The sequence below is a fragment of the Acinetobacter sp. YH12152 genome (genome assembly GCF_013418285.1).
Classification (GTDB): domain Bacteria; phylum Pseudomonadota; class Gammaproteobacteria; order Pseudomonadales; family Moraxellaceae; genus Acinetobacter; species Acinetobacter amyesii.
The window spans coordinates 1-12,276 of sequence record NZ_VPCH01000069.1 but is presented as its reverse complement, the minus strand read 5'-3'; the positions used below and the strand labels follow the sequence as shown (position 1 = coordinate 12,276).

Annotated in this window: 12 protein-coding genes and 2 pseudogenes; 4 read left to right on the top strand and 10 right to left on the bottom strand. The window is 39.2% G+C overall.

Translation table 11 applies throughout. The features are described 5' to 3' along the window. Positions 1 to 916: thioredoxin family protein (locus tag FTU83_RS15790; protein WP_180107248.1), on the bottom strand; the 916-nt coding region annotated here is incomplete at its 3' end. 433 nt (positions 917 to 1,349) lie between these two features. On the opposite strand from FTU83_RS15790, the gene FTU83_RS17540 reads away from it, so the two are divergent. Together FTU83_RS17540 and FTU83_RS15785 are read left to right on the top strand one after the other, a co-directional pair. After that, positions 1,350 to 1,508 carry a hypothetical protein gene (locus tag FTU83_RS17540; protein WP_257222656.1) on the top strand — a complete coding sequence of 53 codons (159 nt, stop codon included), beginning with the start codon at positions 1,350 to 1,352 and terminating at the stop codon, positions 1,506 to 1,508. 48 nt (positions 1,509 to 1,556) lie between these two features. After that, positions 1,557 to 1,958, top strand: a complete 402-nt coding sequence (locus tag FTU83_RS15785) for a DsbA family protein (RefSeq protein WP_257222655.1) — start codon at positions 1,557 to 1,559, stop codon at positions 1,956 to 1,958. Positions 1,959 to 2,043: 85 nt separating this feature from the next. Here the strand turns inward: FTU83_RS15785 and FTU83_RS15780 are convergent, their stop codons facing one another. The 3 genes from FTU83_RS15780 to FTU83_RS15770 are packed head-to-tail and all read right to left on the bottom strand — an operon-like array spanning position 2,044 to position 4,944. Next, entirely contained in the window at positions 2,044 to 2,964 is a 921-nt protein-coding gene (locus FTU83_RS15780) for a hypothetical protein (RefSeq protein WP_180107250.1), read from the bottom strand. A gap of 41 nt (positions 2,965 to 3,005) precedes the next feature. Beyond that, the gene (locus FTU83_RS15775) at positions 3,006 to 4,136 is read right to left on the bottom strand and encodes a toxic anion resistance protein (RefSeq protein ID WP_180107246.1); all 1,131 of its coding nucleotides are present in this window, start codon (positions 4,134 to 4,136) and stop codon (positions 3,006 to 3,008) included. 16 nt (positions 4,137 to 4,152) lie between these two features. Further along, positions 4,153 to 4,944, bottom strand: a complete 792-nt coding sequence (locus FTU83_RS15770) for a tellurium resistance protein (RefSeq protein WP_180107244.1) — start codon at positions 4,942 to 4,944, stop codon at positions 4,153 to 4,155. A gap of 327 nt (positions 4,945 to 5,271) precedes the next feature. Between FTU83_RS15770 and FTU83_RS15765 the strand changes: the two genes are divergently transcribed. Beyond that, positions 5,272 to 5,760, top strand: a complete 489-nt coding sequence (locus FTU83_RS15765) for a TIGR00645 family protein (protein ID WP_078189122.1) — start codon at positions 5,272 to 5,274, stop codon at positions 5,758 to 5,760. A gap of 60 nt (positions 5,761 to 5,820) precedes the next feature. Here the strand turns inward: FTU83_RS15765 and FTU83_RS15760 are convergent, their stop codons facing one another. The 4 genes from FTU83_RS15760 to glyA all read right to left on the bottom strand — a co-directional run bounded on the left by FTU83_RS15760 (position 5,821) and on the right by glyA (position 9,671). After that, the gene (locus FTU83_RS15760) at positions 5,821 to 6,525 is read right to left on the bottom strand and encodes a Crp/Fnr family transcriptional regulator (RefSeq protein WP_180107242.1); all 705 of its coding nucleotides are present in this window, start codon (positions 6,523 to 6,525) and stop codon (positions 5,821 to 5,823) included. A gap of 117 nt (positions 6,526 to 6,642) precedes the next feature. Next, on the bottom strand, positions 6,643 to 7,605 hold the full coding sequence (locus tag FTU83_RS15755; protein ID WP_180009479.1) for a TauD/TfdA family dioxygenase: 963 nt from the start codon (positions 7,603 to 7,605) through the stop codon (positions 6,643 to 6,645). 247 nt (positions 7,606 to 7,852) lie between these two features. Further along, entirely contained in the window at positions 7,853 to 8,257 is a 405-nt protein-coding gene (rnk, locus tag FTU83_RS15750; RefSeq protein ID WP_078192900.1) for a nucleoside diphosphate kinase regulator, read from the bottom strand. 160 nt (positions 8,258 to 8,417) lie between these two features. Beyond that, positions 8,418 to 9,671 (bottom strand): serine hydroxymethyltransferase, encoded by a 1,254-nt coding sequence (gene glyA, locus FTU83_RS15745; protein WP_111885761.1) that lies wholly within the window; start codon positions 9,669 to 9,671, stop codon positions 8,418 to 8,420. A 171-nt stretch (positions 9,672 to 9,842) separates the two neighbouring features. Between glyA and FTU83_RS15740 the strand changes: the two genes are divergently transcribed. Beyond that, positions 9,843 to 10,670 (top strand): DUF695 domain-containing protein, encoded by an 828-nt coding sequence (locus FTU83_RS15740; protein WP_180107240.1) that lies wholly within the window; start codon positions 9,843 to 9,845, stop codon positions 10,668 to 10,670. A gap of 49 nt (positions 10,671 to 10,719) precedes the next feature. Here the strand turns inward: FTU83_RS15740 and FTU83_RS15735 are convergent. Both FTU83_RS15735 and FTU83_RS15730 read right to left on the bottom strand, forming a co-directional pair. After that, positions 10,720 to 11,998, bottom strand: a pseudogene (locus FTU83_RS15735) (alpha/beta fold hydrolase). A 188-nt stretch (positions 11,999 to 12,186) separates the two neighbouring features. Continuing rightward, positions 12,187 to 12,276, bottom strand: a pseudogene (locus FTU83_RS15730) (IS5/IS1182 family transposase); the annotation flags it as partial.

Genomic DNA, 12,276 nt, shown 5'->3' with positions numbered 1-12,276 from the left:
TCACTTCAACTAAGCCATTAGCTGTTTGGTCAGCACCTTTGATGTCAGATACACGTTGCAAGTTCATAATGTCCACACCGTACTCACGTACATGTGCTTCCATTTCAGCAGCAAACTTAGGACCTTGTGTCTTTTGAATCGACGTGAAGTTTTCAATGTCCATGGTATCCATGACCTGACCGCCCATGCGCTCAGCCACGATACCGGTTTTGATACCTTTACGTGCCGCATAGATCGCAGAAGTATTACCTGCAGGGCCACCACCAATCACAAGGACATCAAAGGCATCTTTGGCATTTAACTTTTCAGCATCTTTTGCAGCAGAGTTCGTATCCAATTTCGCAATGATTTCTTCCAAAGTCATACGACCTTGACCGATGTGGTTGCCGTCTTGGAATACCATTGGTACAGCCATGATTTTGCGTTCTTCCACTTCGTCTTGGAAGAATGCACCATCAATCATGGTTGCAGTTGTACCCGGGTTGTAGATCGCAATTAGGTTCAAGGCTTGAACCACGTCAGGACAGTTATGGCAGCTGAGTGATACGAACACATCAAAGTCAGTTTTAAGACCTAAACCTTTAATGGTATTCAGTACTTCGTCAGAAACTTTCGGTGCATAACCTGAAGTTTGTAACAATGCCAAAATCAAAGAAGTGAATTCGTGGCCCATCGGTAGACCTGCGAAGAATACACGTGGTGTTTCACCTGCTTTTGCAATACCAAAGCTTGGCGCACGGCTGTTGTTACCGTCAAAACGTGCAGTCACTAAATCAGATAAAGCGGCAACTTCGGTCACCAATTCTTTAATTTTGTCTGATTTGTCCGTGCCGTTTAAAGTAGCGACGATTTCAATCGGGCCTTCAAGGCGTTCAAGTAAGGTTTTTAATTGAGCAGAAGTATTTTGATCTAACATTGCTAACGTCTCCAGAGGAGTAAATTTATTTGATGAGAGAATGATAGAACAAACCATTAAATAGGTGAAACGGTTTGTTTTTATAAAATTAATCGGTTTTACAAATCAAATGATTGAATTTCTTTCTAAATCATAAATATATGGGCCTATATTAACATTAAAATGATTTATTTCGTACATATATATCGTGATAAATCCCTCATTTTTTTCTTTTTTATTGAAATCACACCAAGCCTGCGCAAGACCCACTTACGTCCTGATTAATTACAAAATCTTTATAAAGCTTTAAGTTTCATTTCAGCAAGACGGCATTAAATCAAATGAAATATCAGGTGATTTGACTGCTTTTGAGTTCCATCAATAAAGCCACAATCAATCCCTTGCATCAATCAGCCATCGATCTACAAGTATAAAATCAACAGTGAGCAGAATAATGAAAATTGAATTTGTCTTTGATATTGTTTATCCCATGAGTTATGTCGCATTTCAAAAGTTAAAACAAAACTGGAATGAACATACCGCAACCCGTGTAGAGCTATTGCCGATTCAACGCGTTCCTGAAATTCCTGAACAAGGCTTAGATGTGCTGTAGTATTTAACCAATAAGTATGGCGCAAGTGCAGCAAATCGAAAACTCGAAATGACAAAGTTTGCTGCTTATAGCGAAGATGTGATTGTCAATATTGAGCACATGAAACGTATGCCAAACAGCCAACTGGCTCATCAAGCTATTTTGGCCTTGGACAATATTCTGGATCAATATGCCCTGACTCAAGCCCTATTCCATGCATTATTTGCACACGGTCAAGATATTGCTGATATTCAGGTTTTAAAAAGCATTATTGAAGGCATTGGTTTAGATGGCTCAAAAGTACTGCGCTCAATTCAACATAAAGATATTGCAGACCGTCAGCATGAAATTACACAGTATGTAAAATCAAAGGGACAACACCCCATTCCTTTTTACCTTGTGGATGGCGAAGTGAATGATCAGACTTTTTCTACACAGGAACTTCGACAACTGTTTCATCGCGCAAGTTAATCTACCCAAGAATAAAAATCCCCATACAATGTGATGGGGATTTTTATTCTGAGCAATGCAATGATCTAAAAAGAAAATAGGCCTATTAATGAAGTCCCTGCTCAATTCGATTAATCCGTGATTTGAACTGCTGAGAAAGCAGATACAAAATTAAGCTCAAAACCAGCGTGAGTACTATCACGGTGATCAACACCCAACGTACAACAACTTCTAGTACATTGGCTTGCTGAACTTGTTTTTCCACGCTTTGCGCCATCGGTGTCATGGTTTTATCAAATAGCTGATTTTGCATCGCCCAGAGCTGTTCAGGCTGAAAACCGTATTCACGGAATTTTGCTGGATTTTGTTGCTCGGCATTGATTAAGGATTGCACCAAAGGAATTGCTGTCGCACGATCTACAGGCTTATGCATCAAAGCAGCTTGTGCAAGTAAATAGGCTTGCACGGGTTTTGCCAATTGTGCATCTTCCATCTCGAAAGCCAGCTGGCTTTCTTGAATATTTTTTTCATAATGTACCAATTTTTGATCTGCTGCACGGTCATCATGATTAAGGTCATATTGCACATAAGTTAAGCCTGACCAAAGCACGATAAACGATAAAATCCAGCCGACAAATTTCAATACAAATGATTGGAAGCGAATTCTAAAAAATTGAAATTTCCTTAGAAATCCAACCAAGAAAAATGCGCCAATAAATGAAACGATGAGTTTGAGAAATAACCAACCAATAAAGGATAAAAAGTTTAAAAAATAGTCGGAAGACTCACCGAGTTGATATGTCAAATCACCTGCACTAATGGGTATATGCAATTGCTGTACGCTAGAGCTTAGGCCAAAAAAGCTATAAACCATATCATGCTGAATAAACAACATCACAGCCGAAACGATCAGTACAGAAACACTGGTTAAGGTCAATAACGTCAAATTGCGTTGACGCTTCTTAATGGTTTGAAGCCCTGTTTCCAGTTGCTGCGGATTTAGCGCATACTCATCAATGGGAGGCAAAGACATACTCCTTCAGATTATATTTTCACCTCCCTCACAGCTTATGAAGAAGGGTTTGAACCACTCGATTCAATCACTAAATGATTCAAATTGTTTTGTAAGGCACGAATACGTGTCGTCGCTTCTTCACGCTTTTGTACACCTTCTTTCTGAATTTGAATCACATCATTAACGGTTTTAATGAGGGTATTTTGCACATGTTCAAGTGTTTCAATATCAATCACTGAACGCTGATTGGCTTTTGCTGTATCGACAGAGTTTTGATGCAACAAATCGGCATTGCGTTTTAACAGGTCATTGGTCGCATCATCAATGCTATTTGCCAATTGCACGCTGTTCTTTTGTTCCTGCAATGAAATCGCCAAACTAATTTGGTTTTTCCACGCAGGCAATGTGATGTTTTTAATTGCATAAAACTTATCGACCAACATCAAATTGTTGGATTGAATTATGCGAATCATCGGCAAGGTCTGCATAGCAGATTGTTGCAAGATCTGTAGATCACTCACACGTTTTTCAAGATTATTGGCCAAATGGTTGAGGTCATAGACTTTTTGCGTAGTTGTTTGATCTTGAACTTGTGTGGTTAATCTTGCAATTTCCTGTTGGATTTCCTGCTCTTTCAACTTACCTGCGGCGATATACACCCCTAATTGTTTATATTCGTCTTGTACGCCTTCAAACATTTTATCTAAGGTATTTACACGCGCTTTTAAGCCATTTTGCGAAGTTTCAATTTCTTTAACCAAAGCATCAATTTGCTCTTTGGTGGTATTAAAGTGCTGATCAAAACTTTGCTTGGCACCTTTAAATTTACTCAGTAAACCACCAAAAAATCCGGAGCTTTTAGATTTATTTAAAATGCTCGTGGTGTTTAGTTGCTGTGCGACTTGTACCACCTGATTGAGCTTTTGACCTGTCGCATCTAGATCTTTATTTTGCACCAAATTTAATAATTCATCGGTATAGGTCGACGTCTTGGTGGCAATGTTTTTACCATATTCAGCAACACTATTATGACTTAAATCTGCCAATTCCTTACGTGCAGCTTCGACTTCGTGAAAATCGGAAGTTTGTAAGCCAATTTCCTGCAAATTGAGTTGCTGAAATTTTTCTTCAGTCAATTCTTTGCTTACTTCAACGGGTAAATTTTTGGCATCTAAATCGGTCATAACTCACCTTATATTTCTAAGACTTAGAGGAATTCTCTAATGATTTTTTTAAAGTTTTAATCAAATTTTCACGGCTATTATCAAGCTTTTCCAATGAACTTGTCGAGTTACTTTGACGACTTTGTTTCACATGATATTGCCATGCTGGAATCAACACCTGCTGAGCTTCCTTATATCGATCTAATAATTCAAAAGAAAGCTGCTGAGAAAGCTGCATTTGCGTAATCGCAATATCATTACTGGCTTGTAAGGTTTGTAACGTATTCACCTTTTTCGATAAACGTTCTGCAAAGTTGTCAAGCGGATGCTGATTTTTCACAAACTGTGGGTATTCCACCAAGAACTCTTCAGCCGCGACGATATAGCGCGCCATTTGCTCACGTAAGCCTTGTAGTTGATTAAAACGTGCTTGGGACTTTTGAATTTCTAACTGTAGTTTTTGGCTCAGATGATTTGCCCGATCAAGTAATTGATCTAGATTTTTATAATATTCAACTTGTCCTGAACCATATTCCAAATCGATGCCTAACCACTTTTGCAAGGCATTAAATTTGCGTCTTTTTAAATATTTTTTTGAATTGGCTAGAGCTTGAATCAACTGTTCAATAGTTTGACTAAGTTGTTTCGTCAGTTGAGGGTCAACACCGTCTAGCAGCACCGACTGTGCTTGAATTAATTGATCTGCATAATGATTTAGACGATATTGATCGGTCAGTAATGGCACAAGGTCATTCCGCTTAATCGAAAGCACTTCCGCCCGATCTACCGTAATATCCTTTAACGGCACCAATACATCAATTTGTGACATAGCCAATTAAACTCAATAAAATCATTTTTATACTACAAGTTTTGCCATAAAAGTCTTGTAGTATTTTGCAAAAAATACATCTATTTCATCGGTCAAATTTCGTTATTAAATTCAACCGTTGCATATAGAACCGCCTAAGCAGCCATACGGCATCATTTCAATGGAGATGATGACCTACACAGATGAATTCAAGCTTAAGATACTCAAAGATTCAATCTAGATTTAAATTAAACAACTGACTCTACATGAATTATTATCAAAATTATCGTAAAATTTAATTCATATACTTTAGAACCAAATATTAGATCAATAATTTTAGAGGCTTAAATGGAACGTTTTTTCCATAACACAATGTATGCTGCACGTTGGATTCTGGCTCCCGTGTACTTTGGTTTATCCTTTGCACTGCTACTGCTCGCGATTAAATTTTTCCAGGAAGTCATTCATGTCCTTCCGCATATTTTAGAATATTCAGAAGCTGACCTGATTTTAGTCATTCTCTCTTTGGTCGATATGACTATGGTGGGCGGACTGATTGTGATGGTGATGTTTTCAGGCTATGAAAACTTTGTTTCGCAATTAAAAATTAATGAATCGACCAATCGCTTGAACTGGCTCGGCACCATGGATGCCAATTCATTAAAACTTAAAGTTGCAGCATCAATCGTGGCAATTTCTTCGATTCATTTATTGCGTATTTTTATGGATGCGAAAAACATCCCCAATGACAAAATCATGTGGTACATCATCATGCATTTAACCTTTGTTTTTTCTGCTTTTATGATGGGATATTTGGATAAAATCAGTAAGCACTAATCTAGGTAAGGTTAATGAAGCCATTTGCGATAATGGCTTCTCGTCAAATTTTAAATCTAGTTATTCATCAAGTTCACTCATTCGCCTTAAACGCTCAAGATCCAAGATCACGATTTGTCCATAATTCCACGCGATCACTTGTGTTTGGACAAATTGCTGCAGATGTTTATTCAACGTTTGGCGTGAAATATTAAAAGACTCTGCAAATTCCTGCTGACTGAGTCTCAAAGGAATTTCCTGCCGACATCCATATTGCTCATAGAGTCGAATCAAATGTCTAGCAATACGCTGCTCTAGCGTTGCCGTTCGCAAATAACGATTATGCTCAAACATCAAATACATGCGTCGACTGAGAGATTGCACGACATTCCAAAGCGCCTTCGGATCACGCTGTAAAACGGCTAAAAACCTTGTTCCAGAAATGATTGCCACCTCGACGTGTGTCGCAGCAAAATAATCATAATTCAAAGGCTTTTGTTGTAAGAGTGCGACAAAATTAAATACCGACTGGCGACGAATATAATCATTGACAATCAATTCACCATTATTTTGCAACCAACCAATTTGTAGCGTACCTGAAAGCAAAATATAAATATCTTGCACGATTTGTTGTTGTTTTAAGATGTGCTGCTGCGCATGAAACCGTGAATATTTCACCTGTTGCACAAGCTGTTCTAAAGTCTGATCGCTAAAGCCCTGAAAGATGTCTTCATTACGTAAAATTTGCAACAAATGCTGTTGGGCGGTGTTCTTTTGATCGCTCACGTCTATAAAAAAATGCCTAAGATCTCATTGATCTTAGGCAAGTGCTTAAAAATGTAAAACCATTGTTTTTCGCATTATTTATCTGTTTTTATGCTGTTTTAAATGACGCTCTCATACTTAAGATGCTTTCTCATAAATACGGCCTGCTTCTGAACGCAAGTTTGAAATATCGGTGTTTTGAATATTTTTCAGTACAGTACTCGGCTGACCATTTACATCGACAGGTACATCACCCTCAATGGTGACACGTGAGGCGATACGTAACTCATCACCATAGTCATTGATGGCACGATGCTGCGTTGCACGATTGTCCCAAATGGCAACATCACCAACCGCCCAGCGCCAACGCACAATATTTTCCCATTGCACGATTTGCTCTTGAAACAGTTTAAATAAACGACGTGACTGTGCCGGACTATATCCACTGAAGCGTTTAAAGAAGTGACCTAAAACCAAACTTTTTTCACCTGTTTCAGGATGTACACGCACCAATGGATGCTCGGTTTCCACTTCTACCGCGGTACGGAATAAATGGCGACCTTCTTCATTGTACTGACCTTTGGGAGTCGCATAGTCATAACTATTACTATGCACCGCGCGTAATTGTTCCGCCAGTTTTTGCAGCTCCGGACTTAAATCTTCATAAGCCGTCACGGTATTGGCCCAAACTGTATCGCCACCATGTTCAGGTGCAACTACATTTCTTAAAATTGTGGCTTTGGGATAATTGGGTAAAAATGTAATATCGGTATGCCATGAATCTGCGCGCCCACCACGTGAGTCAATTGACAACGTATGTGCTGTACCATCTTTGAGTGGCACACTTGGGTGATTCAACGGATTTCCTAAAAGTCGTGCAAAGGCTTCTTGTTCTAAATCGGTGAGATCTTGCTGCCCACGCACAAATACAACTTTATATTTTAATAGTGCATGATTAAATTCATCGACCACGCTTTTGTCTAAACTTCCAGACAACTGAATGCCAGAAATTTCGGCACCAATACGACCGGTTACAGGTTTTACTTCAATATGCTGATATTGATAGTCTGGATTGTAATGATTCGATTCTAATTGTGTCATAGGGCTCTACCTCATTCTTCAAATTATTAAGCAACGATGGTGTTGTTGAAATACAGTGTGCCGACTTCGTGCCCATGACTCTGTCAATTCTTTGACAGTTTTCCCAAGTTAAACTGCTATGGTTGTAATGAAATCTGCTTAACAACATTTGCACATTTCATATCTAAAAATGCAATAAAGAAAAAATAAAAAAGCCATCGGTATCGATGGCTTTGTGTGCGGATTTTATCTGTATATCACAGCGGAATTATAGATAATTCCCTTCACGCTCAGGTTGATAGAGCACTTTAATGATTTTGACTTTCATGGTATGACCATCAGGCTGCGGCCATTCTATTTCCTGCCCTTCAGCCAAACCTAAAATGGCAGCGCCCACTGGAGCCAAAACATTAACTTGACCTTTATCGCCACGAAAATCATGTGGATAGACCAGTGTAATTTCGGTTGCTTCTGTCGCAGGTGCAATGTTAATGAGAACTTTGGCATTCATACTCACCACATTGGCAGGGACATCTTGTGGAGCAACCACTTCAGCGCGCGCCATCTCATCTTCCAAATGCTCCATCGTCGGCGTCAGCTTAGATTGATGCTCCAACATGGTTTCTAAACGATGTAAATCTTGTTCTGAAAGAATAATATTGGGTTTTTTCATATAAAGTTCCTTTGCGACCTTGCCAACAGATCTATAGCGATGGGCAAATTTTTTGTTATCTCTTATTCCGTTATAACAGAAATATAAATGTTTAGATAACTTTTGAATTTTTCTGATGACATAAAAAAAGCCCCCTTGAGGGGGCTTTCTCAAGTCAGACTTATTTTGCGTAAACTGGGAATTTAGCGCAAACAGCAGCAACTTTTTCTTTCACTGCAGCAATCACAGCTTCGTCACCTTTGCTGTCTAGAACGTCAGCGATCCAGCCTGCAAGGTCACGTACTTCAGCTTCGCCAAAACCACGTGTTGTTACAGCAGGAGTACCGATACGGATACCCGAAGTCACGAATGGAGAACGTGGGTCGTTTGGTACTGAGTTTTTGTTCACAGTAATGTGAGCAGCACCTAACCAAGCATCGGCATCTTTACCAGTAATGTCTTGTTTAATTAAAGATAATAAGAACAAATGGTTCTTAGTACCGCCAGAGACAACATCATAACCACGTTCGATTAAAACTTCAGCCATTGCTTGCGCATTCTTAACAACTTGTTGTTGGTAAGCTTTATATTCAGGCGCCATTGCTTCTTTGAAGCAGATCGCTTTAGCCGCTACAGCGTGAACTAAAGGACCACCTTGATTACCAGGGAATACAGCTGATTGTAATTTTTTCTCGATTTCTTCATTTGCTTTCGCAAGAATTAAACCAGAACGTGGACCACGAAGTGTTTTATGTGTAGTCGTTGTAGTAACGTCAGCAATTTGTACTGGGCTTGGGTAAACACCAGCAGCAACAAGACCAGCTACGTGAGCCATATCTACGAATAAGTAAGCACCAACTTTGTCCGCGATATCTCGGAAACGTTGCCAATCAACAACTTGGCTATACGCAGAGAAACCAGCCACGATCATTTTTGGCTTATGTTCTTCAGCTAAACGTTCAACTTCTTCATAGTCGATTTCGCCAGTTTCTGGGTTCAAACCGTATTGAATTGCGTTGTAAGTTTTACCAGAGAAGCTAACTTTAGCACCGTGAGTCAAGTGACCACCGTGAGCCAAGCTCATACCTAAAACTGTATCGCCTGGGTTAAGTAGCGCAAGGTAAACTGCAGAGTTTGCTTGTGAACCAGCGTGTGGTTGAACGTTTGCATAATCTGCACCAAACAATTCTTTAGCACGGTCAATGGCCAATTGTTCGATCACGTCTACATACTCGCAACCGCCATAGTAGCGTTTACCAGGGTAGCCTTCTGCATATTTGTTAGTAAGTTTTGAACCTTGAGCTTCCATTACTGCAGGTGAACAGTAGTTTTCTGAAGCGATTAACTCAATGTGCGCTTCTTGGCGAGCATCTTCATTCGAGATCGCTTGAGCTAATTCAGGGTCAAATTGAGCAATAGAGGTGTTGGCAAACATTAGCGAGGTCCTATTAAATTAGGGCTTTTAAGCCGTGCTAAGATTGGCGCGTATTATAACAGAAAGTTTGTCTTTTCCACAGTTTGATATTTATTTAATTCCAAGTGATTATTATTCATTTTAACTGCTAATCTTTAGTGAATAAATGAATAATTACAGGAATTGGGGCTGATGGAAATAGACAATAAATTTACCGATTTACCGCATCATTCAATTTCCGCTCCAGCAGACATTCGATATTTTGAGATCCAAGAAAATTGGGATTTTTATCTTGATGAAATCGATGGAATACCCTCCAGCTATTTTTTGAATTTGGCTTTAGCTCAAAATGCTCCAATTCAGCCGCTTTCAAATTTGATTTGGGTTGCATTACAAATGAATCACCCTCGAGAAGATGGACTATCTTCCAGAGAGGAATATGATCTTTTATTAGAATTAGAAGATACCTTGATTTCAGCCATGACTAAAAACAAGTTAACTGTATATGTGGGCCGTGTAACGCGTGATACAAAAAGGCTGTTTTTCTTCTACGCTGCACCACATATTAATGCAGAGCAATCAATTCAGTCTGCCATGCAGGCATTCCCTGACTACCATTATAGTTTTGGTAAAAAAAGCGATAGAGATTGGAACATATATTTTAGAAACCTTTATCCAAATGAAGTGAATTTACAAATGATGTCCAATAGTAAAGTCCTTGAAAGTCTGCGAAACAATGGAGACAGTCTTGAAATTGCACGTCCAATAGATCATTGGATTTACTTTAAATCACTGAATGAACAGAGTAATTTCATTAAGAAAGTCGAAGACCTTGGCTTTGCTGTAGTTGAGAAAACGACGGTAGAAGAAAATGAAAACTATCCTTATAAACTGATCATTTCGAGAAAAGATCATGTAGATCAATTATCTATTGATCAATGCACATTGGTGCTTTTTGAATTAGCAAAACAGGAAAATGCGCAATATGATGGCTGGGAAACACAAGTCATTCGAAACTGAGGTCTTAAAAATAAAGCCTAATCAGATCAATTAGGCTTTATTTGCATGTTTAATTCGCAGGCATTAGAGATTTTACATCTAAGACAATTTCATCCCAATTCGCGGTATAAACTGTCGCATGATCCCATTTTGGTGTGATGGCATCGTCTGTATCCGTCACATAATTAATTTTAGTTCCTTTACTTGTGGCGAGCTGTATCAACACATCCGTTGCCGCTTTTGGAACTGTTGAGTCATTACTGCCTTGATAAATGAAAATTGGTGTACTCAATTTTTTGAGTAGCGGTTGAGAGTCTTGCTCTAAGAATTGTTTAACCACTTTAATGTTGGTCATAAAATTAGCTTGCGTTCGAGGGTAGCCATCTAATTTTCCATTCTTTTGTACATAAGCCCCCATTGCCCCACCTAAAGTTTGCCCTAAAACGTCATAACATACACTTTCAGCTTGAGCAGCGAGTTGATCAGTTGGCGGGACAAACACTTCACTATATTGTAAGGTTGGTGTTGAGTTTCTTAAACCTGCTGTAATTAGCGATGTAAAGGTATCAAGCGGTGCAAGAATATTAATTTTCTTAATCGGATCGTCTTCAGCTGCGGCTTTTTGTTCACCTCCACTGAGAATTAGAGCTAAGTTAGAAGCTGGCGCTACAGCCACTGCCCCCTTATAGCTTAACTGTGCACGTGAAGCATATTGAGCAGCTCCCAATGCTGCTTGCCCACCCTGTGAATGTCCTACAACTGACCATCGTTTTTCTGTGGTGTTTCCTAAGTTTTTACTCGCAGCAACCACTGCATCGGTAATGGAATATGCTTCACTTTTTAAATTTAAGAATGGATGCAACTCTTTACCACTCGGTTCACCCAAACCTTCATAATCAGGTGCAACTACTGCATAACCTGCTGCTAAAAGTTTTGCAATAAAATATTCATTACCCTTTAAGCCTTGTTGGCTTGGAGCACATTCATCAGCAACACCTGTAGTGCCATGCGCCCATGCGCCCATGCGCCCATGCGACAATAGGCCAACCTCCAGTGGGTTTGGTGCCTTTAGGCGTAAAGAGTAACGCTGTTGCTTGAGTTTCTGCACCATTCACGCCAAGCATTTTATAAGTCATCAATGTTTTATTGGCACTCACCGTATCCAAAACGGTATTAGCATTGGTATTAGCATCAATATAGACCTGTGTTTTTACAACAGGCGCAGCTATATTATTTTTTGGAATCCCATCATCGATAATAAATGACGAATCACCGTCGCTTCCTCCTCCACACGCGACCAAAAAGAGTGTGCTACTAACCAATACCGTTAACTTAAGTCGGTTCATCATCCCTTGTTCCTTCTATTTGTTGTTTTAAAGTCATTCCTAATGATTAATCGCATGGAATTTCAATACGTTCAAGCGATTTCAACGCCATTGATCATCCTATTCATTTATGAAGAATCACACCAACATAATAATACCCTGATTTAATTTATAATTTAGGGTGTGTTGACATTTACAGCCGATAAATTGAGCTAAAGAGGCAACCATATAAATATACAAGCTAAAGCAACAGCGCTTTGATAGTTACGTTTTAGCTTATCGTATCTTGTGGCAATTCCTCT

What these genes read in the sequence shown, in the direction of transcription:
- FTU83_RS15770 (WP_180107244.1), bottom strand. Translation starts at nt 4,944, where the DNA reads ATGTCACAAATTGATGTATTGGTGCCGTTAAAGGATATTACGGTAGAT.
- FTU83_RS15740 (WP_180107240.1), top strand. Translation starts at nt 9,843, where the DNA reads ATGGAAATAGACAATAAATTTACCGATTTACCGCATCATTCAATTTCC.
- glyA (WP_111885761.1), bottom strand. Translation starts at nt 9,671, where the DNA reads ATGTTTGCCAACACCTCTATTGCTCAATTTGACCCTGAATTAGCTCAA.
- FTU83_RS15765 (WP_078189122.1), top strand. Translation starts at nt 5,272, where the DNA reads ATGGAACGTTTTTTCCATAACACAATGTATGCTGCACGTTGGATTCTG.
- FTU83_RS15785 (WP_257222655.1), top strand. Translation starts at nt 1,557, where the DNA reads ATGACAAAGTTTGCTGCTTATAGCGAAGATGTGATTGTCAATATTGAG.
- FTU83_RS15775 (WP_180107246.1), bottom strand. Translation starts at nt 4,136, where the DNA reads ATGACCGATTTAGATGCCAAAAATTTACCCGTTGAAGTAAGCAAAGAA.
- FTU83_RS17540 (WP_257222656.1), top strand. Translation starts at nt 1,350, where the DNA reads ATGAAAATTGAATTTGTCTTTGATATTGTTTATCCCATGAGTTATGTC.
- rnk (WP_078192900.1), bottom strand. Translation starts at nt 8,257, where the DNA reads ATGAAAAAACCCAATATTATTCTTTCAGAACAAGATTTACATCGTTTA.
- FTU83_RS15755 (WP_180009479.1), bottom strand. Translation starts at nt 7,605, where the DNA reads ATGACACAATTAGAATCGAATCATTACAATCCAGACTATCAATATCAG.